24 protein-coding genes are annotated in these 26,629 nt (G+C 44.7%); 19 read left to right on the forward strand and 5 right to left on the reverse strand.

The window, feature by feature from the left end:
* Positions 1–68 precede the first annotated feature (68 nt).
* On the reverse strand, positions 69–956 hold the full coding sequence (locus J5X96_RS00425; protein WP_209363572.1) for a fructosamine kinase family protein: 888 nt from the start codon (positions 954–956) through the stop codon (positions 69–71).
* Positions 957–1,192: 236 nt separating this feature from the next.
* Here J5X96_RS00425 and thrS point away from each other — a divergent pair, with 236 nt between their 5' ends.
* The 8 genes from thrS (at position 1,193) to slyD (ending at position 9,546) form a co-directional block, all read left to right on the forward strand.
* The gene (gene thrS / locus J5X96_RS00430; RefSeq protein ID WP_209363574.1) at positions 1,193–3,124 is read left to right on the forward strand and encodes a threonine--tRNA ligase; all 1,932 of its coding nucleotides are present in this window, start codon (positions 1,193–1,195) and stop codon (positions 3,122–3,124) included.
* 193 nt (positions 3,125–3,317) lie between these two features.
* Entirely contained in the window at positions 3,318–4,274 is a 957-nt protein-coding gene (fmt, locus tag J5X96_RS00435) for a methionyl-tRNA formyltransferase (protein ID WP_209364713.1), read from the forward strand.
* Positions 4,274–5,635: a 16S rRNA (cytosine(967)-C(5))-methyltransferase RsmB gene (gene rsmB / locus J5X96_RS00440; protein WP_209363576.1), complete on the forward strand. Its 1,362-nt coding sequence runs from the start codon at positions 4,274–4,276 to the stop codon at positions 5,633–5,635. The genes fmt and rsmB overlap by 1 nt, the downstream gene beginning before the upstream one ends.
* A gap of 22 nt (positions 5,636–5,657) precedes the next feature.
* Positions 5,658–7,034 carry a Trk system potassium transporter TrkA gene (trkA, locus tag J5X96_RS00445; RefSeq protein WP_021616841.1) on the forward strand — a complete coding sequence of 459 codons (1,377 nt, stop codon included), beginning with the start codon at positions 5,658–5,660 and terminating at the stop codon, positions 7,032–7,034.
* Positions 7,035–7,138: 104 nt separating this feature from the next.
* Positions 7,139–7,525, forward strand: a complete 387-nt coding sequence (gene mscL, locus J5X96_RS00450; protein WP_209363578.1) for a large-conductance mechanosensitive channel protein MscL — start codon at positions 7,139–7,141, stop codon at positions 7,523–7,525.
* A 99-nt stretch (positions 7,526–7,624) separates the two neighbouring features.
* Positions 7,625–8,062, forward strand: a complete 438-nt coding sequence (gene rraB, locus J5X96_RS00455) for a ribonuclease E inhibitor RraB (RefSeq protein ID WP_209363580.1) — start codon at positions 7,625–7,627, stop codon at positions 8,060–8,062.
* A 60-nt stretch (positions 8,063–8,122) separates the two neighbouring features.
* Positions 8,123–8,842 carry an SIMPL domain-containing protein gene (locus J5X96_RS00460; protein ID WP_209363582.1) on the forward strand — a complete coding sequence of 240 codons (720 nt, stop codon included), beginning with the start codon at positions 8,123–8,125 and terminating at the stop codon, positions 8,840–8,842.
* Between the two features lie 95 nt (positions 8,843–8,937).
* Positions 8,938–9,546 carry a peptidylprolyl isomerase gene (slyD, locus tag J5X96_RS00465; RefSeq protein WP_209363584.1) on the forward strand — a complete coding sequence of 203 codons (609 nt, stop codon included), beginning with the start codon at positions 8,938–8,940 and terminating at the stop codon, positions 9,544–9,546.
* Between the two features lie 349 nt (positions 9,547–9,895).
* On the opposite strand, the gene metK is transcribed toward slyD, so the two are convergent.
* On the reverse strand, positions 9,896–11,050 hold the full coding sequence (gene metK, locus J5X96_RS00470; protein ID WP_021616847.1) for a methionine adenosyltransferase: 1,155 nt from the start codon (positions 11,048–11,050) through the stop codon (positions 9,896–9,898).
* Between the two features lie 222 nt (positions 11,051–11,272).
* Positions 11,273–12,073, reverse strand: coding sequence for an inositol-1-monophosphatase (suhB, locus tag J5X96_RS00475; RefSeq protein WP_209363586.1), 801 nt, complete (start codon positions 12,071–12,073; stop codon positions 11,273–11,275).
* 151 nt (positions 12,074–12,224) lie between these two features.
* Here suhB and trmJ point away from each other — a divergent pair, with 151 nt between their 5' ends.
* From trmJ to iscX, 9 genes are all read left to right on the forward strand, one after another.
* Complete coding sequence (gene trmJ, locus J5X96_RS00480; protein ID WP_209363588.1) at positions 12,225–12,944, forward strand: tRNA (cytosine(32)/uridine(32)-2'-O)-methyltransferase TrmJ; 720 nt, start codon at positions 12,225–12,227, stop codon at positions 12,942–12,944.
* 74 nt (positions 12,945–13,018) lie between these two features.
* Positions 13,019–13,501 (forward strand): Fe-S cluster assembly transcriptional regulator IscR, encoded by a 483-nt coding sequence (iscR, locus tag J5X96_RS00485; RefSeq protein WP_209363591.1) that lies wholly within the window; start codon positions 13,019–13,021, stop codon positions 13,499–13,501.
* Between the two features lie 37 nt (positions 13,502–13,538).
* A complete protein-coding gene (locus J5X96_RS00490; RefSeq protein ID WP_021616851.1) occupies positions 13,539–14,753 on the forward strand; it encodes an IscS subfamily cysteine desulfurase in 1,215 nt (404 codons plus the stop codon).
* A 56-nt stretch (positions 14,754–14,809) separates the two neighbouring features.
* Positions 14,810–15,193 carry a Fe-S cluster assembly scaffold IscU gene (gene iscU / locus J5X96_RS00495; protein ID WP_021616852.1) on the forward strand — a complete coding sequence of 128 codons (384 nt, stop codon included), beginning with the start codon at positions 14,810–14,812 and terminating at the stop codon, positions 15,191–15,193.
* A 190-nt stretch (positions 15,194–15,383) separates the two neighbouring features.
* A complete protein-coding gene (iscA, locus tag J5X96_RS00500; protein ID WP_021616853.1) occupies positions 15,384–15,707 on the forward strand; it encodes an iron-sulfur cluster assembly protein IscA in 324 nt (107 codons plus the stop codon).
* An 11-nt stretch (positions 15,708–15,718) separates the two neighbouring features.
* Positions 15,719–16,240: a Fe-S protein assembly co-chaperone HscB gene (gene hscB, locus J5X96_RS00505; RefSeq protein ID WP_209364719.1), complete on the forward strand. Its 522-nt coding sequence runs from the start codon at positions 15,719–15,721 to the stop codon at positions 16,238–16,240.
* A gap of 23 nt (positions 16,241–16,263) precedes the next feature.
* Entirely contained in the window at positions 16,264–18,123 is a 1,860-nt protein-coding gene (gene hscA / locus J5X96_RS00510) for a Fe-S protein assembly chaperone HscA (RefSeq protein WP_209363593.1), read from the forward strand.
* Positions 18,124–18,133: 10 nt separating this feature from the next.
* Entirely contained in the window at positions 18,134–18,475 is a 342-nt protein-coding gene (fdx, locus tag J5X96_RS00515) for an ISC system 2Fe-2S type ferredoxin (RefSeq protein WP_209363595.1), read from the forward strand.
* Positions 18,475–18,669: a Fe-S cluster assembly protein IscX gene (gene iscX, locus J5X96_RS00520; protein ID WP_209363597.1), complete on the forward strand. Its 195-nt coding sequence runs from the start codon at positions 18,475–18,477 to the stop codon at positions 18,667–18,669. The genes fdx and iscX overlap by 1 nt, the downstream gene beginning before the upstream one ends.
* A 132-nt stretch (positions 18,670–18,801) precedes the next feature.
* Here iscX and metG read toward each other — a convergent pair whose 3' ends face one another.
* The gene (gene metG / locus J5X96_RS00525; protein ID WP_209363599.1) at positions 18,802–20,862 is read right to left on the reverse strand and encodes a methionine--tRNA ligase; all 2,061 of its coding nucleotides are present in this window, start codon (positions 20,860–20,862) and stop codon (positions 18,802–18,804) included.
* Between the two features lie 172 nt (positions 20,863–21,034).
* On the opposite strand from metG, the gene apbC reads away from it, so the two are divergent.
* Both apbC and dnaE read left to right on the forward strand, forming a co-directional pair.
* Positions 21,035–22,147 carry an iron-sulfur cluster carrier protein ApbC gene (gene apbC / locus J5X96_RS00530; RefSeq protein ID WP_021616859.1) on the forward strand — a complete coding sequence of 371 codons (1,113 nt, stop codon included), beginning with the start codon at positions 21,035–21,037 and terminating at the stop codon, positions 22,145–22,147.
* A gap of 254 nt (positions 22,148–22,401) precedes the next feature.
* Positions 22,402–25,878 carry a DNA polymerase III subunit alpha gene (gene dnaE / locus J5X96_RS00535; RefSeq protein WP_209363601.1) on the forward strand — a complete coding sequence of 1,159 codons (3,477 nt, stop codon included), beginning with the start codon at positions 22,402–22,404 and terminating at the stop codon, positions 25,876–25,878.
* A 45-nt stretch (positions 25,879–25,923) separates the two neighbouring features.
* Here the strand turns inward: dnaE and J5X96_RS00540 are convergent, their stop codons facing one another.
* Entirely contained in the window at positions 25,924–26,628 is a 705-nt protein-coding gene (locus tag J5X96_RS00540; RefSeq protein WP_021616861.1) for a tRNA1(Val) (adenine(37)-N6)-methyltransferase, read from the reverse strand.
* Position 26,629 lies beyond the last annotated feature (1 nt).

The raw sequence follows: 26,629 nt of genomic DNA on the forward strand, positions 1-26,629 counted from the left end.
ATAGAAAGGGCAATTTAATCTGCCCTTTCTTTTTCATTTTTCTTAATGTTACCTTTCCTCTTAATTCTTCAAATTTTTCTTTCAAGCACCTCACAGCGTTGTAACACATCATGCACAAGCTTATTGGCAAGTGCCACATAGTTGCCATGGAAACGGCTACTGAAGTTAAGCAAATGATAAAGCTGATAAATGATTTTCCGCGCTTGATACCCTTCCTCTAACGGGAAAGTGCGGTGGTAATTTTCATAGAATTCTTGTGGGAAAGGCTCAAATAATTCGGTAAAAGCCAAATCACATTCCCGATCGCCCCAATAACAAGCCGGATCATAAGTCACAGTGTGTCCATCAATGTTGGCGCAGTTTTCAATCCACAAGTTGCCGTGTAAAAGCGAGGGTTTTGGCTGATGTTTTGCCAATAATGTAGCAGCGGCTTTAATGATTTTTTCTTTATCCCCGAAATGCAGATTTTTTTCCGCGCAGAGTTGCAATTGCCAACCAATGCGTTGTTCACTGAAGAATTTCGCCCAATGGGAACCCCATTCGTTCGGTTGATATTGTGGCCCGAGCCAGGTATCAAAAGATAAGCCGTAATTTTCAGAACCTTGATATTGGTGTAAGCGAGCCAATTGCTCACCAAATTCTGCCATATTTTGTGGCGTATTCGGCTGTATTGCTAATCCTTCCAACAACAGAAAACTGTGATTTTGAGAACAACCGACGCCATAGACTTGTGGCACACGAACGGTATTGGTTTTTGCCAACATGATTAACTGATCCGCTTCAGCACGGAACATGGAACGGTAGGACTTTTCATTCATTTTCACAAAAACAGGTTGAATGCCGTCATCAATGATCCAAGATTCATGCATTTCGCCGGTGTGAATTTTGGTTTTATTTTTGATGGAATAATACGCCCCGAATTGATCAGCTAAAACTTGAGAAATCGACTTCCACATACGCTGTTCCTTTTGCTGGTGAATCATAAGGACAGTGTAAAAGATTAAAGGAAAATTACTGTGATATAAGTCAAAATTTGAGCATTTGGTTGTCATTCTAAAATATGCTAGAATTTCGCACCGCACTTGGCTTGTCCGTGGTAAGGACGATAAAAGTGCGGTGCTTTTTTAAAACGTTTTTAATGAAAGAAAACAAGCCACCTTGCGTATGGGTGACCACTGTATAAGGATGCATTATGCCAGTTATTACTTTACCTGACGGTTCACAACGTCAATTCGATAAACCTGTTACCGTATTAGAAGTTGCACAAAGTATTGGTGCAGGTCTTGCCAAAGCGACCATTGCCGGTCGTGTCAACGGCGAACGTAAAGACGCCTGCGATCTGATTACTGAAGATAGCACATTAGAAATTATTACAGCCAAAGACGAAGACGGTTTGGAGATTATTCGTCACTCCACAGCGCACTTACTCGGTCATGCGATTAAACAATTATTCCCGGATGTCAAAATGGCCATCGGTCCGACGATCGACAACGGTTTCTATTATGACGTGGATTTAGACCGCTCTTTAACCCAAGAAGATATTGATGCCCTTGAAAAACGCATGTTGGAATTGGCGAAAACCAATTATGACGTGATTAAAACGCCGGTCAGTTGGCAAGAAGCAAGAGATACGTTTGAAAAACGTGGCGAGCCGTACAAAATGGCGATCCTAGATGAAAACATCGAACGTACTGCAACGCCTGCGCTTTATCATCACCAAGAATATATTGATATGTGTCGTGGCCCGCATGTGCCGAATATGCGTTTCTGCCATCATTTCAAATTACAAAAAATTGCCGGAGCCTACTGGCGTGGCGACAGCAAAAACAAAATGTTGCAACGTATTTACGGCACCGCGTGGGCAGATAAAAAACAACTGGATGCCTATTTGCAACGCCTAGAAGAAGCGGCAAAACGTGACCACCGTAAAATCGGTAAAGCGTTAGATTTATATCACATGCAAGAAGAAGCACCGGGTATGGTGTTCTGGCACAACGACGGTTGGACGATTTTCCGCGAATTGGAAACCTTCGTACGTACCAAATTAAAACAATACGATTATCAAGAAGTGAAAGGTCCGTTCATGATGGACCGCGTGTTGTGGGAAAAAACCGGTCACTGGCAAAACTACGGTGATTTGATGTTTACCACACAATCGGAAAACCGTGAATACGCCATCAAACCGATGAACTGCCCGGGACACGTTCAAATCTTTAACCAAGGTTTGAAATCTTATCGTGATTTACCAATTCGTATGGCGGAATTCGGTTCTTGCCACCGTAATGAGCCTTCCGGTTCTTTACACGGTTTAATGCGTGTCCGCGGTTTCACCCAAGACGATGCCCATATTTTCTGTACCGAAGATCAAATTGAAAGCGAAGTAACCAGCTGTATTCGCATGGTTTACGATATTTACAGTACCTTTGGCTTTACCAATATCTTCGTTAAACTTTCAACCCGTCCGGAAAAACGTATCGGTGCGGATGAAATGTGGGATCGCGCAGAGCAAGGTTTAGCCAACGCGTTAAAACACAATGGTCTTGAATATGAAATTCAAGAGGGTGAAGGTGCATTCTATGGCCCGAAAATTGAGTTTGCATTACGTGACTGTTTAGATCGTGAATGGCAATGCGGTACTATCCAATTAGACTTCGCACTACCGGGTCGTCTAAATGCGTCTTATGTGGCGGAAGATAATGATCGCCGTACGCCGGTAATGATTCACCGTGCGATTTTAGGTTCTATCGAACGTTTCATCGGTATCATCACCGAAGAATATGCTGGTTTCTTCCCGGCATGGTTAGCGCCAACGCAAGCGGTTGTGATGAACATCACCGATTCTCAATCCGAGTATGTGCAACAGGTGGCGAAACAGTTATCTGATGCAGGTTTACGCGTGAAAACCGATTTACGTAACGAAAAAGTCGGTTTCAAAATCCGCGAACACACTTTACGCCGCGTGCCTTATATGCTGGTTTGCGGTGATAAAGAAATCGAAGCCGGCAAAGTGGCGGTGCGTACCCGTAAAGGTCAAGATCTCGGCACATTCACGGTGGAAGAATTCTTAGAGATTCTGAAAACACAAGTGAGAAATCGCGACTTGAAATTATTGGGTGAAGCGTAAGTTCCGCTATTTACGCAACCACATCAAAGTGCGGTTAACATTAACCGCACTTTTTTTATGCCTGCCCTTGTTGCATAATAATTGACATTCAAGAAAGACGCACTGTCGTATGCCCCGTGTTGCAGAAGAAGATCTGCGCCACAGCATTCGCACCGCAAACTGTAAAATCACACTGACCATAACGCAGAACATGATGAAACCACTCAATATTCTCTTTGCCGGCACGCCGGACTTTGCTGCACAGCATTTACACGCTTTGCTCAATTCTTCCCATAACGTTATTGGCGTTTACACTCAGCCAGATAAACCTGCCGGGCGTGGTAAAAAATTACAAGCCAGCCCTGTGAAACAGTTAGCTGAGCAACATCAGATTCCTGTCTATCAACCGAAATCCTTGCGAAAGCCGGAAGCCCAAGCAGAATTGCGTGCATTAAATACGGATGTGATGGTTGTGGTGGCTTATGGCTTGATTTTGCCTCAAGCCGTTTTGGATATGCCGACTTATGGTTGCTTAAATGTGCACGGTTCTTTGTTGCCGCGTTGGCGTGGTGCCGCACCGATTCAACGATCAATTTGGGCAGGCGATACACAGACCGGTGTCACGATTATGCAAATGGATGCCGGTTTGGATACGGGCGATATGTTGCACAAAGTGTATTGTGATATTTTGCCGACAGAAACGTCCACAAGTCTTTACAACAAACTGGCGGAGCTCGCGCCGTCAGCATTAATTGATGTATTGGATAATTTAGGAACCGGTAAATTCACCGCGGAAAAACAAGATGACACCCAAAGTAATTATGCCGATAAACTTTCCAAAGAAGAAGCGAAGTTAAATTGGCAGTTATCGGCAGCACAACTGGAACGCAACATTCGCGCATTTAATCCTTGGCCAGTCGCTTATTTGGAATTAATGGATGGACAGACTCATCCGCAAACGCTGAAAGTGTATCAGGCAACCGTGTTACCCCATGTGAATAAAATACCGGGGACGATTTTAGCCGCTGATAAACAGGGTATTCAAATTGCGACAGCGGATGGTGTACTGAATTTATTGCAATTACAACCCGCGGGCAAGAAACCAATGTCTGCTCAGGATTTATTAAACGGACGGGCTGATTGGTTCCAAGTGGGTAAGGTGCTTGCCTAATGGAAAATCAACGCTCCTCTAAAAAAACACCGCCAAAAACCACCGCACTTTCGACACGAGCGATGGCGGCGAAAGTGATTTTGCAAGTATTGGATGAAGGGAAATCCTTGTCCACGTTAATACCGGAAGCGCAATCTTCGGTGAAAGCGCAAGATTTCCCCTTGTTGCAAGAAATTTGTTTCGGCGTATGTCGCGTCTTGCCTCGTTTGGAACAAATTATTAAGCGTCTTGTGGATAAGCCGCTTAAAGGCAAAACGCGTATTGTGCATTGTTTGTTGTTGGTCGGTTTATATCAGCTGCTTTATATGCGTGTGCCAGCGCATGCTGCGGTAGATGAAGTCGTGAATGCAACGAAATCTTTAAAATCCGACAGCTTTCGTGGTTTGGTGAATGGGGTGCTGCGTCGATTTTTGCGTGAACAAGAGGATATTCTTGCGATTGTGGATAAACATTGGCAAACGCTGCATCCCGATTGGTTTGTGAATAAACTGAAAAAGGTTTATCCGAACTGGCGTGAGATCATTGGCGCCAATAATCAAAAGCCACCAATGTGGTTGCGGGTGAATACGCAAAAAAACAGCTTGGAAACTTACCGCACTTTATTATCGGCGCAGCAGATGGAAACGCAGGTGACGTCTCATCCGCAGGCGCTGGGGTTAACTCAGCCGACAGCCGTGCAAAATTTACCGTTGTTTGCCGAAGGTGGTGTGACAGTCCAAGATCTTCATGCGCAATGGGCTGCGTTATTATTACAGCCACAAAATCATGAGGTTATTTTAGATGCCTGTGCGGCACCGGGCGGCAAAACCACCCATATTTTAGAATTGGCGCCGCAGGCTGATGTGATGGCGTTGGATGTGGAAGAAAACCGTTTACAACGGGTGAAAGAAAATTTAGCACGCATGCAGCAACAGGCGACTATCGTGTGTGGCGACGCAGCGAATCCACAAGCATGGCTAGATAAATTGGGTAAAAGTGCGGTGCGTTTTGACCGCATTTTATTAGATGCACCTTGTTCTGCCACCGGGGTAATTCGCCGTCATCCTGATATTAAATGGTTACGTAAAGAGGCTGATATCGAGCAGTTAGTCGCTTTGCAAGGGCAGATTTTGGATGCATTGTGGCATTATTTAAAACCCAACGGGGTGTTGTTATATGCCACTTGTTCTGTGCTTGCGGAAGAAAATGCGCAGCAAATTGAGCGCTTTTTGCAAAAGACGCCGGACGCACAATTGGCGGCACTAGATCTGCCGCCTGATGTGCTGGCGCACAATCAAAGTGCGGTCGGTTTTCAGTTTATTCCACAAATTGACGGTGGCGATGGCTTTTATTATGCGAAATTGGTAAAACGTCAGGGCTAACGTTAGCCATGGAGAGAATCAAATGAAGATAATTATTTTAGGCGCCGGACAAGTGGGTTCGACCTTGGCAACGAATTTAGTGAGTGAAGATAATGACATCACGCTGGTTGACGATGAGTCGTTGAATTTAGAACATTTACAGGACAAACATGATTTACGCGTCATGCAAGGCCTCGCCTCCTCGCCTAAAATTTTGCGTGATGCCGGTGCGCCCGACGCAGATTTATTAATTGCCGTAACCAGTTCTGACGAAATTAACATGGTTGCCTGCCAAATTGCCTATACCTTATTTAATACGCCCACCAAAATTGCCCGTATTCGTAACAGTGAGTACTTGAAAGAAAAAGAAAAATTATTTTCTACCGATGCCTTTCCGATTGATCACATTATTTCTCCGGAAAATTTGGTCACGCAGGATATTGTCCGTTTAATTAGCTATCCCGGTGCATTACAGGTGGCGTATCTTGCGAAAGATAAGATCAGTTTGGTTGTGGTGAAAGCCTATTACGGTGGGCCGTTGGTGGGGTATTCCATTTCCACACTAAAAGAACATTTGCCGCACATTGATTGCCGTATCGTATCGATTTTGCGCCAAGATAAAGTCATTCGCCCACAGGGCTCAACAATCATTGAAGCTGGCGATGAAGTTACCTTTATTTGTGCTACCGTACACATTAAAGCGGTCATGAGTGAACTGCAACGCCTCGAAAAACCCTATAAGCGCGTGATGATTGTCAGTGGTGGGAATATCGGTGCCGGCGTGGCAAAACAATTGGAAGCCCATTGCTCGGTGAAACTCATTGAACGAAATGCCGAACGGGCAACCGCGCTGGCAGAAAAATTGTCAAAAACCTTAGTGTTTCACGGAGATGCCTCCGATCAAAACCTATTATTTGAAGAACATATTGAAAACATTGACGTGTTCCTTTCCCTTTCAAGTGACGATGAAGCGAATATTATGTCGGCCTTGCTTGCCAAGCGTCTTGGTGCGAAGAAAGCGATGGTATTAATTCAGCGTATGGCCTATATCAATTTGATTCAAGGCGGTACCATTGATATTGCCATTTCGCCACAGCAAGCCACGATTTCAGCCTTGCTAGGTCATGTCCGCAAAGGAGATGTGGCAAACGTCGTGTCTTTACGCCATGGTTTGGCAGAGGCATTAGAAATTGTGGTTCATGGCGATGAAAACACCTCCAATGTCATTGGCCGTGAAATAGGATCGCTGAAACTGCCGACCGGGACCTTAATCGGTGCTATTTTGCGTGACAATGATGTGATTATCGGCAACAGCCAAACGCTGATTCAAGAGGGCGATCATGTCATCGTGTATTTAAGTGAGAAAAAATACATTTCTGATGTGGAGAAATTATTCCAACCGAGTGCGTTCTTTATTTAAACAAGAAAAAATTGTGCTTCGGGCATAAACTGCCTATAATGTGCGCCTTTTCAACCCGTAGGGAGAATAGCCCTACGTATTTTCATGACTATGAGGAGATTGCTATGAGTTTTATTAAAGAGTTCCGCGAATTTGCTATGCGCGGTAACGTTGTTGATATGGCTGTCGGTGTGATCATCGGTGGCGCATTTGGGAAGATTGTCAGCTCATTAGTGGCAGATGTTTTTATGCCGGTATTGGGTATTTTAACCGGTGGCGTGGATTTTAAAGATCTTAAAATCACGCTCGCCGATGCTGTGGGAGAAACCCCGGCAGTGACATTAAATTACGGTGTGTTTATTCAAAACGTTTTTGATTTCATCATTATCGCATTTGCAATTTTCATGATGATTAAAGCGTTAAATAAACTGAAAAAACCGGAAGAGAAAGTCAAAGAATTGACCGGCGAAGAAAAATTATTAACCGAAATTCGCGATTTATTGAAAAAATAAGAAACATCACATCAAAATCTTCTCCTTGTGAGAAGATTTTTCTTTTTATTCCTGTATCATATTTGCACTCGCCCATCCCATTTTTAACAAGGAATCTCTATGAGTCATTTAGATGAATTAAAAGCCGAAACCCGAGACATTATTACTGATTTATTAAATGACGGCAGCGATCCGGATGCGCTGTATATTATTGAACACCATATTTCTCATCATGACTTCGATAAATTAGAAAAAATTGTCATGGAGGCGTTTAAAGCCGGCTATGAAGTGTCCGAAGCGGAAGAGTTTGAAGAAGAAAATGGCAAAGCGGTATTCTGTTGCGATATTATCAGCGAAGTGGAACTGAAACCGGAAATCATTGATGCACAACAAAAAGAATTATTGCCACTGTTAGAAAAATATAAAGGCAACTATGACGGTTGGGGCACTTATTTTGAAGATCCGAATGCAGAAGAAGATGAATACGGCGATGATGGCGAGTTTTTTGATGATGAAGATGACTTAGATGATGACGAAGAAGCGTTCATTAAGCATTAAAAAAACAGTCGTAAAAACAACCGCACTTTATATCCACCACACGTTATGTAGGAGAGTCGCATGAAATTAAAATCGTTCACTTTATTACTCTTGCCTTTAAGCCTTGCGTTAACCGCTCACGCAGAACCCCAATCTGTCGATGAAGCGAGCAAAAATGTTATTTCTTTTGGCACAGAAGTGTCCAAAGAAGTGGATTATGACGTAATGGCCGTGACACTTTTCATCAAAGAAGAAAATAAAAGCTTAAAAGCCTTAAACCAAACCATCAATGAAAAAGTCAATGTCGCCTTAGACGTGATTAAAAAACAAAGTGCGGTAGAAATTAAGAAAAATGCCCGTAACACACAAGTACGTTACGATGACAAAGGCAAACAAGCCGGCTGGGTTGAGCGTGCCGATTTAGTCTTAGAAAGCAAGGATTTTGTGGCACTGTCTCAAGTGATTTCTGACCTCAATGACACCTTCGCCATTGCCGAGGTGATGCAAAAACTCTCCAAAGAAGCTACGGCTAAATTTGAAGATGAAATGATGAAAAGTGCTTTAGCGCAATTCCAACATAAAGCCCAATTAATCCAAACTTCACTCAATGCAAAAGGCTATGAAATTCTCAATTTAAATTTGGATAGCCGAAATGAACTTCCCTATTTTGAAGGCCGCATGATGCCACTGTCTAAAGCGAGCGCATTCGCTTCAGAAAATGCAGATGAAGTTAACTTAGATAGCCACAGTAAGGCGGAATTAAAAGCGACAGTGAGCGCACAAATTAAGTTATTCAACTAATCTCTTTTTCCCGAAAGCGATTTTTTATAGAATGACAATGTTTTTTACGGTAAAGATTGCCGTAGAAATCTTCCTTTCAACAAATGAGGTAAACAATGAAAGTTGCAAAAAATGTGGTGGTAAGTATCGCTTATCAAGTTCGTACTGAAGACGGTGTGTTAGTGGATGAAGCACCGGCAAATCAACCGTTACAATATTTACAAGGTCATAATAACCTTGTGATCGGTTTAGAAAATGCCTTGGAAGGCAAATCGGTAGGTGACAAATTTGAAGTTCGTGTAAAACCGGAAGAAGGCTACGGTGAATACAATGAAAACATGGTACAACGCGTGCCGAAAGACGTTTTCGTTGGTGTAGATGATCTGGCGGTAGGCATGCGCTTTATTGCCGACACCGATATGGGACCGTTGCCTGTGGTCATTACGGAAGTGGGTGACAAGGATGTTGTCGTCGATGGTAACCATATGTTAGCCGGTCAAGAGTTACATTTCACGGTAGAAGTCATCGATACACGCGAAGCAACATTGGAAGAAATCGCACACGGCCATTTACACCAAGAAGGCGGTTGCTGCGGCGGTCATGACAGCGATGAAGAAGGCCATGGCTGCGGTTGTGGCGGTCATCACCACCATCATGATCACGCTCATGAGCACCATGAAGAAGCGCATGAAAGCCATGGTTGTGGCTGTGGATGTAACCACTAATCAACAAAAACAAATGAATGGCACCTCATTTTATTGTGATTGAGCGCCACCACTAAAAAGAATCCTAACGAGCAAACGCGCGTTAGGATTTTAATTTTCACAGGAGGATTCCTCCCCCGTAGCGTGCAACTTGTTGCACGACCAAACCACGCACTGAACGTTATTTAACCCTTTCTGGCATTCACGATTTCGTGCGTAGCGTGCAATCTTGATGCACGACCAAACCACGCACGGAACGTTATTTAACCCTTTCTGGCACTCATGATTTCGTGCAACAAGTTGCACGCTACGATTCAAAAAAAATCCTAACGGGCAAACGCACATTAGGATTTTATTTTCACAGGAGTGATTATTTTAATCCTGCCGCAGCACGTAAGTCTGCTGCGCGATCGATTTTTTCCCAAGGGAATTGTTCGCGACCAAAGTGGCCATAAGCCGCTGTTTGGCGATAAATCGGTTGGATTAAATCTAACATTTTAATTAACCCGTACGGACGTAAGTCAAAGAATTCACGCACTAAATTGACCAACAATTCATTGGCCACTTTACCTGTGCCGAAAGTTTCGATCATGATGGATGTCGGTTCAGCCACACCAATCGCATAGGAAAGTTGGATTTCACAACGATCGGCAAGACCGGCTGCAACAATGTTTTTCGCCACATAACGGGCAGCATAAGCAGCAGAGCGGTCAACTTTCGATGGGTCTTTACCGGAGAATGCACCGCCACCATGACGAGCTGCACCGCCGTAAGTATCCACAATAATTTTACGACCGGTTAAACCACAGTCCCCCATCGGGCCACCAATCACAAAACGGCCGGTTGGGTTGATAAAATATTTGGTGTCTTTGGATAACCATTGCGCCGGCAATACCGGTTTGATGATTTCTTCCATCACGCCTTCGTGCAAGTCTTTTTGGCTGATGGTTTCAGCATGTTGAGTAGAAAGCACCACGGCATCAATGCCGACAATGTTGTTATCTTCATATTTAAAGGTTAATTGGCTTTTCGCATCCGGGCGCAACCAATCTAATTTGCCACTTTTACGCACTTGTGCTTGGCGTTCCATTAAACGGTGCGCATAAGTGATAGCGGCCGGCATGAACACATCGGTTTCATTGGTGGCATAACCGAACATAATGCCTTGGTCGCCTGCGCCTTGATCTAACGGACTTTCACGATCCACGCCTTGGTTGATGTCGGCAGATTGTTTGCCAATCGCATTTAATACCGCGCAAGAACGACCATCAAAGCCCATTTCAGAGCTGGTGTAGCCAATATCGCAAATCACTTCACGCGCTAAGTTTTCAATATCAACCCAAGCAGAGGTGGTGATTTCACCGCCCACTAATGCCATCCCGGTTTTTACATAGGTTTCGCAGGCAACACGGGCTTTCGGATCTTGTTTAATGATTTCATCTAATACCGCATCAGAAATTTGATCGGCGATTTTATCCGGATGCCCTTCAGAAACGGACTCGGACGTAAATAAATATTGACTCATACTCTTCTCCAAAATAATTCTGTGTAATAACAAACGCAAAGATGTTTAGAGGGATTTACATCTAGACGGCTATAATACGCCTTTAGCCCTAAAACGCAAGGTAATTCAGGTGGGATTTTTATCGATTTTATGCGTAGCGTGCATCTTGATGCACGAACAAACCACACACGGAACGTAAAAAAACGACCGCACTTTGGGTGGAAAGTGCGGTCGATTTTCTTCTTATTTTAAATCTTCGGCTAAGCAAGGCTGAATTTTATTCAACATATCTTTCAGCACGCGCGGCGCGGCGGCAACAATATGACCGGCTTTTAAGTAGCCATGGCCGGCATGATAGTCGGTCACGATACCGCCGGCTTCACGAACGATTAAATCGCCAGCTGCCACATCCCAGGCTTTAATGCCATATTCAAAATAGCCGTCAACACGACCAGCTGCCACATAGCAAAGATCTAACGCTGCAGAACCGGTGCGACGGAAATCCGCCGCCTCTTCAATCAAGCTTTGCATCATATTGAATTGCATTGGCATATATTTAGCTTGTTTAAACGGAAAACCGGTGGCAAGTACAGCGCCGGATAAATCACGCTTATTTTCCACGCGTAAACGCAGGTCATTTAATTTTGCGCCTTCACCGCGCACGGCAGTGAATAATTCATTACGGATAGGATCGTAAACCACGCCAACTTCGGTGCGGCCTTTAACACGAATAGCAATAGAAACGGAGAAATGAGGCAAACCTTTTACAAAGTTTGTGGTGCCATCCAGCGGATCAATCACCCATTGAACATCGTTATCACTGCCCTCTAACGCACCGCTTTCTTCAGTGATGATGGTGTGGTTAGGGTAAGATTTTTTGATGACCTCAATAATGGCTTCTTCCGAAGCTTTATCGACATTAGTCACATAATCGTTTTTACCTTTTTCCATCGTGATGATGTCGTCACGACGCTCATAATTTTTTGCAATAATATTGCCTGCTTTTCGTGCTGCACGAATCGCGATATTTAACATAGGATTCATAGATTCCACCGGATTTTAAAGAACAAATTTGGGCTAAGAGTATAAGAGATTTGGAAGAAAATAGCTATCAGAAAAATTTTTAGAATTGTTGACTAAAAACAAAGGGTATTATGCTAAAATACGCGCCGTTTTCAGTCATACAATAAACATCATGTTAAAAAATATTCGAATTGTTTTAATTGAAACCTCGCACAGTGGCAATATCGGTTCTGCAGCGCGGGCAATGAAAACAATGGGATTAACCGATTTGGTGTTGGTGGCACCGAAACAAGGCATAGACGATCAAGCGATTGCGCTGGCTGCCGGTGCGGAAGATGTCGTGAAAAGTGCGGTTGTCGTCAACACTTTTTCCGAAGCTGTTGCCGATTGTTCTTTAGTAATTGGTACTAGCGCAAGATTGCGTCATTTGCAAAACTCGCTGATTGAACCGCGCGAATGTGGTGAAAAAGCCATTCATCATGCAATAAACGGAAAAGTCGCGATTGTCTTTGGGCGTGAACGTGTGGGATTGACCAATGAAGAATTGCTCAAATGCCACTATCACGTCACTATCCCTGCCAATCCTGATTATGCGTCGCTTAATCTTGCTATGGCAGTGCAATTGATCAGTTATGAAATACGCATGGCTTATTTAGCCACCACGACAGAAGCGAAAGCCACATCCGTCAATACCGATATTTATCCATCGATGCAGGAGCTGGAATATTTTTATCATCATACGGAGCAGCTTTATCAATCCCTTGGCTTTATTCAAAATCAAGGGGTTATGCAAAAACTCCGTCGTTTATACGGTCGTGCCGAGTTGGAAAAAACAGAGCTCAATATTCTGCTCGGAATGCTAAGTGCGGTGAGAAAAAAGCTTAAATCGTAAAAGAATAATAGTTGACTGTAAAAGTCAACAATGTAAGATTTCTTTGTTTAGTTTATTATTTAGGAACATAAAAGATGAAATTAACCTCAAAAGGTCGTTATGCAGTCACCGCAATTCTTGACATTGCCATTCATGCCAATGATGGGCCCGTAAGTTTATCTGATATTTCCGAGCGCCAAAACATTTCTCTTTCTTACTTAGAACAATTATTCGCTAAGCTACGTCGCAATCATTTAGTTAAAAGCGTACGCGGCCCAGGCGGTGGTTATAAATTGGGTTATGCGCCTGATGAAATTTCCATCGGCATGATCATCGCTGCTGTTAATGAAAATATCGATACCACCAAATGCCTAGGGAAAGGTAATTGCCAAAATGGAAGCGAATGTCTCACACACAAATTATGGGACAAACTTAGCCAACGCATTGCCGATTTTCTCAATGAAATTACTTTGGCGGAATTGGTTTCTCAACATAAAGAGAAACAAAATGTTCGTCATCATAAACACGAGGATTTTGAAAATCTACTCGTGATTACAAATGCCCCACAACATAGCTAGAAGTGTGGTTTAAAATAAAACTATTTAGGAGTGAATAATGAAATTACCTATTTATTTGGATTATGCGGCGACTTGTCCGGTGGACGAACGCGTTGCAAAAAAAATGATGGAATATTTAACCATTGACGGTGTGTTCGGCAACCCGGCATCGCGTTCCCATAAATTCGGCTGGCAAGCAGAAGAGGCCGTTGATATTGCACGTAATCAAATTGCCGATCTCATTGGTGCGGATTCTCGTGAAATTGTGTTCACTTCCGGTGCAACAGAATCAGACAACTTGGCGATCAAAGGTGCGGCGCATTTTTATCAAACCAAAGGCAAGCACATTATCACTTGCAAAACCGAGCATAAAGCGGTGTTGGACACTTGCCGCCAATTAGAACGTGAAGGCTTTGAAGTCACCTATTTAGAACCGGAATCCGATGGCTTAATCGATTTAGAAAAATTCAAAGCAGCATTGCGTCCGGATACCATTTTGGCGTCTATCATGCACGTGAATAACGAAATCGGCGTGATTCAGGATATTCAAGCTATCGGCGAATTATGTCGTGCGAATAAAACCATTTTCCATGTAGATGCCACCCAAAGCGTGGGCAAAGTGGAGATTAACCTTGCCGAATTACCGGTGGATTTAATGTCCATGTCCAGCCACAAATTATACGGACCAAAAGGGATCGGTGCGTTATATGTTCGCCGTAAACCACGTATCCGCTTAGAAGCCATTATTCACGGCGGCGGTCATGAGCGCGGTATGCGTTCCGGGACATTGCCTGTTCATCAAATCGTTGGGATGGGTGAAGCCTACCGCATCGCAAAAGAAGAAATGGCAACAGAAATTCCACGCATTAAAGCCCTTCGCGATCGTTTATACAACGGTTTAAAAGATATCGAAGAAACCTACGTTAACGGCTCCATGGAACACCGTGTCGCCAACAACCTCAACATCAGTTTCAATTATGTGGAAGGTGAATCTTTAATGATGGCGTTACGCGACATTGCGGTATCTTCCGGCTCCGCGTGTACCTCTGCAAGCCTAGAACCGTCTTATGTGTTACGTGCGTTAGGGCGCAATGATGAATTGGCGCACAGCTCGATTCGTTTCACCTTAGGCCGCTTCACCACCGAAGAAGAAATCGACTACACCATCAGCTTAATGAAAAGTGCAGTGGAAAAATTACGCGCATTGTCTCCGCTTTGGGATATGTTCAAAGAAGGCATCGATTTAAACACCATTGAGTGGGCTGCCCACTAATTTGACGGGCGGAGCAAACCGCCCAATAAAAAGAGTATTTTAGGAAGGAACAAAAAATGGCATACAGCGAAAAAGTGATCGATCATTATGAAAATCCACGTAACGTGGGTTCTATGGACAAAAAAGACAGCGCCGTCGGCACCGGCATGGTGGGCGCACCGGCATGCGGTGACGTGATGCAATTACAAATTCGTGTAAATGACGAAGGTATTATCGAAGACGCCAAATTCAAAACCTACGGCTGCGGTTCCGCAATCGCTTCCAGCTCGTTAATCACTGAATGGGTGAAAGGTAAATCCTTAGAAGAAGCAGGTGCAATCAAAAACAGCCAAATTGCTGAAGAACTCGAATTACCGCCGGTGAAAGTACACTGCTCTATTTTGGCAGAAGATGCCATCAAAGCAGCGATTGCTGATTACAAAGCAAAAAAAGGCTCTTAAGACAATAAAAGTGCGGTCAGTTTTCAACGCATTTTTTAAATGCTGAGAAAACGAACCGCACTTTGTCTTTTCCTTAAGTCAGGAAAGACGATAATGACGAATAGAGTATTTTGATATCCTGAGTGTTACTTCCGTCTACTTATAACACCGCGAACCCCTTAAGTAGCATTTGATTTTGGAGAAATAAAATATGTCAGTCACATTAACCGAAAGCGCAGCAAATCGCGCCAGAACATTTTTAGAAAAACGCGGGAAAGGGATTGGTTTACGTTTGGGGATCAAAACTTCCGGCTGCTCCGGCTTGTCTTATATGCTGGAGTTCGTGGACACATTAAACGAAGACGATCAAGTGTTTGAACAACATGGCGTAAAAGTGATCGTGGACACCAAAAGTCTCGTGTATTTAGATGGCACCCAATTAGACTTTGTCAAAGAAGGCCTAAATGAAGGCTTCAAATTCACCAACCCGAACGTCAAAGACGAATGCGGCTGCGGTGAAAGTTTTAACGTGTAATCGAGATGATGATGAATAATCCTTTTGCTTTATTTGATTTGCCCGTAGCTTTTCAGGTGGACAGCGCGTTATTAAATGAGCGTTATTTAGCGCTGCAAAAATCCCTTCATCCGGATAATTTTTCAGCGGCCTCTGCGCAAGAACAACGCCTTGCCATGCAAAAGTCAGCGGAAATTAATGATGCGCTGCGTATTTTAAAAGACCCGATTGCACGCGCCGACAGTATCATTGCCCTCAATACCGGCGAACAAGAAAACCAGGAAGAAAAAAGCAACAAAGACATTGGTTTTCTGATGCAGCAAATGGAATGGCGTGAAACCCTAGAAAATATTGAAAACCGTAAAGACACGGATGAATTAACCGCATTTGCCCAAGAAATTAACCAAATCCGTCATGCCATTTTAAGCGAATTATCCACCGCACTTGATACACAACAATGGGACATCGCACAGGCAATAACAGACAAATTACGTTTTATCAAAAAACTTCAAACAGAAATTGAGCGAGTTGAAGAGACTCTTTTAGATTTTTAATGTAAAGCATATCGAGAAACAACATGGCGTTACTTCAAATTGCAGAGCCGGGACAAAGTGCCGCACCCCATCAACAAAAACTTGCCGTGGGCATCGATCTCGGCACCACAAACTCCCTGATTGCTACCGTACGCAACGGCCACAGTGATGTTTTATTGGACGAACAAAATCGCCCGTTATTGCCCTCTGTTGTGCATTTTGGCAAAGATGACAACGTGATTGTCGGCTACGAAGCCGCCGAACTTGCCACGCAAGATCCGCAAAATACGGTGATTTCCGTCAAACGCTTAATCGGTCGCAGTCTTGCGGATATTCAACAACGTTATCCGAATTTACCTTATCAATTTGTCGCCAGTGAAAACGGTTTGCCTTTATTAGCAACACACCAAGGTGTACGTAGCCCGATTGAAATTTCCGCAGAAATACTGAAAAAATTGACCGCACTTGGTGAGCAACGCTTGGGCGGAAACCTTGTCGGCGCAGTAATTACTGTGCCTGCCTATTTTGATGATGCACAACGCCAAAGTACCAAAGACGCGGCGAAATTGGCAGGGCTCAATGTTCTGCGTTTATTAAACGAACCGACTGCGGCAGCCATTGCGTACGGCTTGGATAGCGGACAAGAAGGCGTGATTGCCGTGTATGATTTAGGCGGTGGCACCTTTGATATTTCCATTTTGCGCCTCTCCCGCGGCGTGTTTGAAGTGTTGGCGACCGGCGGCGACACGGCGCTAGGCGGTGATGATTTCGATTTGGTCTTAGCTAATTGGATTATCGAACAGTCTACCGTAAAACCGGAAAATGACAGCCAATATCGCGAACTGATTGAATTAGCTAATCACGTTAAAGTGGAATTAACTCACGTAACGGAAGCTAAAATTCAGTATCGCAATTGGCTTGGCAACATCAGCCGAGAACAATTTAACGAACTGATTCAACCGTTGGTTAAACGTTCTTTACTTGCTTGTCGTCGCGCCTTAAAAGATGCCGGTGTAGAAGCGGAAGAGGTGAATGAAGTGGTGATGGTGGGCGGTTCTACCCGAGTGCCTTATGTGCGCGAACAAGTGGGCGAATTTTTCCAAAAACAACCGCTGACCTCTATCGATCCCGATAAAGTGGTCGCTCTTGGCGCGGCCATTCAAGCGGATATTCTTGCCGGCAACAAACCGGATTCTGAGCTATTGTTGTTGGATGTCATTCCACTTTCTCTCGGCATCGAAACCATGGGCGGTTTGGTGGAAAAAATTATTCCGCGCAACACCACTATTCCTGTGGCGCGTGCGCAAGAATTCACCACCTTCAAAGACGGACAAACCGCAATGTCGGTGCATATCGTACAAGGTGAACGGGAACTGGTGAACGATTGCCGTTCTCTTGCACGCTTCACGCTGCGCGGCATTCCACCGATGGCGGCGGGTGCTGCACATATTCGCGTGACCTACCAAGTGGATGCCGATGGATTGCTTAGTGTTACCGCCATGGAAAAAACCACTGGTGTCCAATCCTCTATTCAGGTGAAGCCGTCTTATGGTTTAACGGACGATGAAATTGCCAACATGCTAAAAGCCTCCATGGAAAACGCCAAAGAGGATATTCAAGCGCGTTTATTGGCGGAACAGCGCGTAGAAGCGGAACGTGTACTGGAAAGCGTACGCTCTGCTCTGGCACAAGATTATGATTTATTAGATGACGACGAATTAAGTGCGGTCAAAAACGCGATTATTTCGTTAGAACAATTAAAACAGCAGGATGATTCCCTTGCCATCAAACAAGGCATCAAAGCGCTGGATTTAGCAACGCAGGAATTTGCTGCCCGTCGTATGGATAAATCCATTCGCACTGCGTTAGCAGGTCACTCCGTTGACGATATTGTAGGAAAGTAAGGATGTTAAAATGCCAAAAGTGATTTTTTTACCCAATGAAGAATTTTGCCCGGAAGGCATGGTGGTTGATGCCGCTGCTGGCGACAATTTGCTTGAATTGGCGCTCAATGCCGGCGTAGAAATTCACCATGCATGCGATGGCTCTTGCGCTTGCACCACATGCCATGTGGTAGTGCGTGAAGGAGGCGATTCTTTAAATGAACCAAGCGATCAAGAAGAAGATATGTTAGATAAAGCCTGGGGCTTAGAAATGGACAGCCGCTTGTCTTGCCAATGTATTGTCGGTGATGAAGACTTAGTCGTCGAAATCCCGAAATACAACATTAACCACGCAAACGAGGCAGCCCACTAATGAAATGGACGGACGCCCAACTCATTGCCGAAGCATTGTATGACAACAATCCGAAGCTTGATCCAAAAACTGTGCGTTTTACCGATTTACATCGCTGGATTTGTGAGTTAGAGGATTTTGACGATGATCCGCAAAAATCAAACGAAGGGATTTTAGAAGCTATTTTGCTGAAGTGGTTGGAAGAATACGAGTAGAAATTCGTTCAGAAAAGTCACCGCACTTTGATCGCAAACTTTAATCGTAGGGACAGGCTTTATGCCTGTCCTATTCGTATCATCAGATTGTCGGAGAGACATAACGTCTGTCCCCACAATGTGGAATGATGCTTACTTCACCTGCATTCCCGCTTTCACGCCTGCATCAGCAGACAACAGGAATAAATCCGCGCCGCCGGTGCCCGCACTTAAAATCATGCCTTCGGACATACCGAATTTCATTTTGCGTGGTGCAAGGTTTGCCACCATAATCACAAAGCGTCCTTCCAGCTCTTCCGGCTTATCGTAAGCCGCCTTGATACCGGAAAAAACTTGGCGTTTGTGATCGCCCAAATCCAGTTCAAAGCGCAATAATTTATTGGACTCCGGCACAGCTTCACATTTCAATACTTTCGCTACACGTAGATCAAGCTTCGCGAAATCATCAATCGTGATGGTCTCTGCAATCGGCTCGATAGCTCCTGCAGATTCATTGACATTTTGAACCGCACTTTTCGCAGCAGGCGCGGCATTCACTTGCGCGTTTTCCGCTTTAGACGCCTCAATCATCGCTTCAATTTGCTTACCATCTAAACGGGAGAACAAGGCTTTAAACGGTGCAATTTGATGATTTAACAATGGCTGCGCTAAATTTGCCCAGGTTAATTCCGCCAGCAAGAAAGCCTCTGCACGTTCTGCCAATTTTGGTAACACCGGTTTCAAATAGCCCATCAGTACGCGGAATAATTGAATCCCCATGGAACACACTGCTTGCAACTCCGCGTCTTTGCCCTCTTCTTTCGCAATCACCCAAGGCGCTTTATCGTCGATATATTTGTTGGCTTTATCGGTTAATGCCATGATTTCACGAATAGCTTTACCAAATTCGCGATTTTCGTAATACGTGGCGATTTGCTCCGATTGTGCAATAAATTCATCAAATAAAGCCTGATCATCTAATGCTGCCGCCAACTTGCCGTCGAAACGTTTTTGGATAAAACCGGCGTTACGGGAAGCCAAATTCACCAGTTTATTCACCAAATCCGTGTTCACGCGCTGAACGAAATCTTCTAAGTTCAAATCCAAATCATCAATGCGGTTACTTAATTTCGCCGCGTAGTAATAACGCAAGCATTCCGGATCCAAGTGTTTCAAATAAGTTGCCGCTTGAATGAATGTACCGCGGGATTTTGACATTTTCTCGCCGTTTACCGTCACATAGCCGTGTACAAAAATATTGCTCGGTTTACGGAAACCTGCACCCTCTAACATCGCTGGCCAGAACAGGCTGTGGAAATACATGATGTCTTTGCCGATGAAGTGATAAAGCTCGGCATCGCTGTCTTTGCGCCAGAAACTGTCGAAATCAATGTGGTTCTCACGTTTACACAGATTTTTGAAAGATGCCATGTAACCGATAGGCGCATCCAACCAAACGTAGAAATATTTGCCTTCCGTATTCGGAATTTGGAAACCAAAATATGGCGCATCGCGTGAAATATCCCATTGTTGAAGACCCGCTTCAAACCATTCCTGCATTTTATTCACCACTTCCGGCTGCAAAGATCCGGAGCCCAACCAGTTTTTCAACATGGCTTCAAAACTTGGCAGATCAAAGAAGAAATGCTCGGAATCTTTCATGACCGGCGTTGCACCGGATACCACAGAACGTGGGTTAATGAGTTCTGTCGGGCTATAGGTTGCCGCGCACACTTCGCAGTTATCGCCATATTGATCCGGCGATTTACATTTCGGGCAGGTACCTTTCACAAAACGATCGGGCAAGAACATCCCTTTTTCCGGATCATAGAGTTGGGAAATCGTGCGACTTTTAATAAAACCGTTTTCTTTTAAGCGGTTATAAATAAACTCTGAAAACTCGCGATTTTCTTCGCTGTGTGTGGAATGGTAGTTATCAAAACTGATGTTGAAACCGGCAAAATCCGCCATATGTTTGTGGCGTACATCGTCAATAAGTTGTTCCGGCGTAATGCCCATTTGGTCAGCTTTTAGCATGATTGGCGTGCCGTGTGCGTCATCGGCGCACACAAAATAAATTTCATTGCCACGCATCCGTTGAAAACGCACCCAAATGTCCGCCTGAATATGTTCCAACATATGACCTAAATGAATAGGGCCATTGGCATACGGCAAGGCACAAGTGACTAAAATTTTACGCTTGGAATTCGACATAATATTGACCTTCAGAATCCTTAAAAATACAGAAAAAAATTGGCGTTTATGTTACCTTATTGAGGGTATTTTTTCTAGTTTAATCACGGTTTACGCATTTTTAACTTAACAGATAAAGGCGTGCATGATTAAATAGCGCCCGACGAATTTATGACATAAAAAAGGAAGCATTATGGCGACATTATTTTCCGACAATTTAACGGAACAGCAAAAGGAACACCTTGTTCAGCTATTTAAACACTTTCAACATCCTACTCTGCAAAAAGATCTTGTTTCACTCAACGCGTTGAAAAAAGTCGAAAAAGGCGGAAATACGCTACGCGTGGAATTATCCATGCCTTTCGCTTGGAACACAGCGTTTGCCGAATTAAAAAACGCCTTAACCGAACCGTTAAAAGCGGCGGCAGACGTAGAAAATGTCAAATGGCAACTAAACTACCAAATCGCCACCCTCAAACGCGCCAACAACCATCCTGCTGTGAAAGGTGTAAAAAATATTATTGCGGTGAGCTCCGGTAAAGGCGGCGTGGGTAAATCTACCGTTTCCGTCAACCTTGCCATTGCATTACAACAACAAGGTGCGCGCGTAGGGATTTTAGATGCGGATATTTACGGTCCTTCTATTCCGCACATGCTTGGTGCACCGCATCAACGCCCAACCTCACCGGATAACCAACACATCACCCCGATCGAAGCACACGGTTTGTATGCTAACTCTATCGGTTTCCTCATGGACGAAGACAACGCCACCATTTGGCGCGGTCCAATGGCAAGTAGCGCATTAAGCCAACTATTACAAGAAACCCTATGGCCTGACTTGGATTATCTTGTGATCGACATGCCTCCAGGCACCGGTGACATTCAGCTGACGCTATCCCAACAAATCCCGGTAACCGGCGCCATTGTCGTGACAACACCTCAAGACATCGCTTTGTTAGATGCAGTGAAAGGTATTGCCATGTTTGAGCGCGTTTCCGTGCCGGTATTAGGTATTGTAGAAAATATGTCCATGCACATTTGCAGCAACTGTGGCCATCAAGAAGCCATTTTCGGCACCGGCGGTGCAGAACGCATTGCGGATAAATACAATATCAAAGTATTAGGACAACAACCGTTACACATCCGTCTTCGTCAAGATCTGGATCGCGGCGAACCGACAGTTATCGCTGCGCCTGAAGACGACATTGCCAAATCCTTCATGCAATTGGCCGAAAAAGTGGCAAGCGAACTTTACTGGCAAGGATCGGTGATTCCGAGCGAAATTATGTTCCGCGAAGTAAAGTAACCACGTTGCATTAAATTACCTAAAAGCAAAGTACGGTGAAAAATCTCAGTATTTTTCGCCGTATTTTTATCTCAACCATGCCATACAGTCCCCTTTGATGCCGAGAGAGAACGTCATAAGCCACGTATTTTTTCTCTACAATTTCCCAAAATACCGCTAAAATTACCCACTATGGCTTTGCCACCGTTGCTCAAGCTAACGCGCAAAATCCATTGGATTTTTTGACCGCACTTTTTGTTATTTTAAGGATGTTTATGTCACCGCCACGTTTTGTTCATTTGCAGGTTCACAGTGATTTTTCCATGATTGACGGTATCGCCAAAGTGAAACCGTTGGTAAAAGCCTGCGTGGAAAATAACATGGTGGCGATGGGGTTAACGGACTTCACGAATTTTTGTGGCTTGGTGCGGTTTTATGGTGAGGCATTATCTTCCGGCGTGAAGCCGATTATCGGGGCGGATGTGCTGGTGCAAAGTGAGTTGTGTGGCGAGGAAAGATTCCGTTTAACCCTCTTGGCAAAAAATAATGAAGGTTATAAAAATATCACGTTGTTGCTTTCAAAAGCCTATGAGCGCGGTTATGTCGATGTGCCGTATATTGATCAGCAGTGGCTAGTAGAACATCGTGCCGGGGTGATTGTTTTATCCGGCGGCGTCAATGGCGATGTAGGTAAAAAATTACTGCGCAGCAATACTGACGAACTCAAAAGTGCGGTGGATTTTTACCACGAATTTTTCCCTGATCATTTTTATCTGACGCTTACTCGTACCGGTCGCCCTGATGAAGAACGTTACATCCAAGCCGCGTTAGAACTGGCTGAACGGGAACAATTGCCCGTGGTGGCGACCAATGATGTATGCTTTTTACAGGCAGAAGATTTTGAAGCCCATGAAATTCGCGTGGCGATTCATGACGGTTTCACGTTAGACGATCCGAAACGTCCTAAAAATTATACTAGTCAACAATATTTCCGTTCTGAACAAGAAATGTGTGATTTGTTTGCCGATGTGCCAAGTGCCTTGGAGAATACGCTACTGATTGCACAACGCTGTAATGTCACCATTCGATTGGGCGAATATTTCTTACCGCAATTTCCAACCGGTGATTTAAGCACCGAAGATTACCTTGTGAAACGCGCCAAAGAGGGCTTGGAAGAGCGCCTCAAGGTGCTGTTTCCTGATGAAAAACTGCGTGCAGCGCGCCGTTCGGAATATGATGAACGCTTGCAGGTGGAACTGGATGTCATCAACCAAATGGGCTTCCCGGGGTACTTTTTGATCGTGATGGAGTTTATCCAATGGTCAAAAGATAATGATATTCCGGTGGGGCCGGGGCGGGGGTCCGGGGCAGGATCTTTGGTGGCTTATGCGTTAAAAATTACCGATTTGGATCCGTTGGAATTCGATTTGCTTTTTGAGCGTTTCCTCAATCCGGAACGGGTTTCCATGCCTGACTTTGACGTGGATTTCTGTATGGACGGACGTGACCGCGTGATTGAGCACGTTGCCGAAATGTATGGGCGCGGTGCGGTGTCGCAAATTATTACGTTCGGTACCATGGCGGCAAAAGCGGTGATTCGTGATGTGGGGCGGGTGCTGGGACAACCTTATGGCTTTGTGGATCGCATTTCCAAATTAGTGCCACCGGATCCCGGTATGACACTTGCTAAAGCCTTTGAAGCCGAGCCAAAACTGCAAGAAATTTACGATGCGGACGAAGAAGTCCGCGCCATCATTGATATGGCGCGCAAGCTGGAAGGCGTCACTCGAAATGCCGGTAAGCATGCTGGTGGAGTGGTAATTTCGCCGACGTTAATTACAGATTTCTCGCCGCTGTATTGCGATTCGGAAGGCAAACATCCGGTCACCCACTTCGATAAAAATGACGTGGAATATGCGGGTTTGGTGAAGTTTGACTTCTTAGGCTTACGTACCTTAACCATCATCAAATGGGCGTTGGACATGATTAACGCGCGTATGGAAAAAGAAGGCAAACCGTTGGTGGATATCAGTGCTATTCCATTGGATGATCATCAATCTTTTGAAGTGTTACTCAATGCCGAAACCACGGCGGTGTTCCAGTTGGAATCGCGCGGCATGAAAGATTTGATTAAGCGCCTCAAGCCGGACTGTTTTGAAGATATTATCGCGTTAGTAGCCTTGTTCCGACCGGGCCCGTTGCAATCGGGCATGGTGGATAACTTTATCGACCGTAAACACGGGCGTGAAGAAGTGTCTTACCCGGATGCCAACTATCAACATGAATCTCTTAAACCAATTTTAGAGCCAACCTACGGCATTATTTTGTATCAAGAGCAGGTCATGCAAATTGCGCAAGTGTTGGCGGGATACACGCTAGGTGGTGCGGACTTATTACGTCGTGCGATGGGTAAGAAAAAACCGGAAGAAATGGCCAAACAGCGTTCCGTATTTAAAGAAGGCGCTATCAAGAACGGCGTGGACGGCGATCTTGCCATGAAAATCTTTGATTTGGTGGAAAAATTTGCGGGCTATGGTTTTAATAAATCCCACTCTGCGGCTTATGCTTTAGTGTCCTATCAAACCCTGTGGCTGAAGGCGCACTACCCTGCCGAATTCATGGCGGCGGTCATGACCTCGGAAATGGATAACACCGATAAAATCGTTGGCTTGTACGACGAATGTATGCGCATGGGCTTGAATGTGGTTCCACCGGATATTAACACCGGAAAACATCATTTTAGTGTGAATGAAAACGGCGAAATTGTGTACGGCATCGGTGCCATTAAAGGCGTGGGCGAAGGGCCGATTGCGGCGCTAGTAGAAGCCCGTGAGAAAGACGGTATTTTCAAAAACTTGTTTGATTTATGTGCCCGGGTGGATTTAAAGAAAATCAATCGACGCACGTTTGAAAGCCTGATTAAATCCGGTGCTTTCGATAAACTTGGGCCACATCGCGCTGCCTTGCAGCAAAATCTGGAAGATGCCTTGCGTGCTTCCGATCAACATGCGAAAGACGAAGCTTTAGGGCAGACGGATATGTTTGGCGTGTTGACAGAAACTAACGAGGAAGTGGAACATTCCTATGCCAATATTGCCCCTTGGACGGAAAAAACGATTTTAGACGGTGAACGGGAAACTCTCGGACTGTATCTCAGCAGCCATCCGGTGAGTCGTTATTTGAAAGAATTGTCCCATTATAGTCCTGTTCGTCTGAAAGAACTCACCCCGAATTATCGTGGACAAATGAGCACCGCCAGCGGTTTGGTGGTGAATACTCGCATTGCCGTGACCAAGAAAGGCAACCATATCGGCATTGCCACCATTGATGATCGCTCCGGTCGTTTAGATTTAACCTTGTTTGGCGAAGCGCTAGATAAATTCGGTGAGAAACTGCAAAAAGACACGGTGATCGTGGTGTCAGGACAGGTCAGTTTTGACGATTTCTCACAAGGTTTGCGTATGTCTGTGCGGGATTTGATGACGATTGATGAAGCGCGTGCGCGTTATGCGAAAAGCCTGGCGATTTGCCTGTCTCAAGAACAAATCACACCGCAATTCATTAAGCAATTTAAACGGGTTTTACAGCCTTACAGCGGCAATTCCCTGCCAGTGCATATTTATTACCAAAGCCCACAAGGCAGAGCCTTAGTCAAAATGGGCGTGCAATGGTCGGTCAATCCAACCGATGAATTGCTGACAGAACTTGTGACGTTGCTTGGTGAAAGTGCGGTGGAATTGGAGTTTGAATAAGAGGAGCGGGTAAAGCAAAACGCATGATGCTTGCCCTGCCATGACTTACCACGCCAAATAGAAGTCTTTCGTTAATGCGATGAAATCCTCATGGTACTGATTTTGCGCATCATAAATCGTCAGTTGTTGATATGCCGTTTGTTGTGCTTGCGCAGAAAAAGTCAATAACACGCGCTGAGGTGTTTTTCCGGCTTTCGTCACTACATCGCAACGGGCAATGCAAGAAAGTGCGGTGGATTTTAGCAACGTTTCGGCGGCCTCAAAAGGTAAGACAAAGCTGATTTTGCCCTGTGACGTGAGGCAAGAATGTGCTGCCTCCAACCACGCAACATGAGATTGAATCACATAGCGTGCGGTGTTGCGCTGAGTGTCTCGGCAAGCAATGCCACTTTCAAAATAGGGCGGATTCGCCACAATTAAATCAAACTTTACTGGGGTTTGCTGACAAAACGTAAAAACATCTTGTTGATACACATGAACCTTTTCCACCCAAGGCGAGGCGGCGACATTTTCTTGTGCCTGTTGTGCGGCGGCAGGATCCAATTCAACGGCATGAATTTGACTTTCTGCGGCACTGCGTTGCGCTAACATTAACGCAATCAATCCGCTGCCGGTGCCTAAATCTAAAATCTGTTGGGCGTAATTTACATCCGCCCAAACACCTAATAAAACACCGTCAGTACCCACTTTCATGGCGCAACGATCATGATTGACATGAAATTGCTTAAAACGAAATCCTGCACTGCGCATG

Source organism: Aggregatibacter sp. 2125159857 (assembly GCF_017798005.1).
GTDB lineage: Bacteria > Pseudomonadota > Gammaproteobacteria > Enterobacterales > Pasteurellaceae > Aggregatibacter.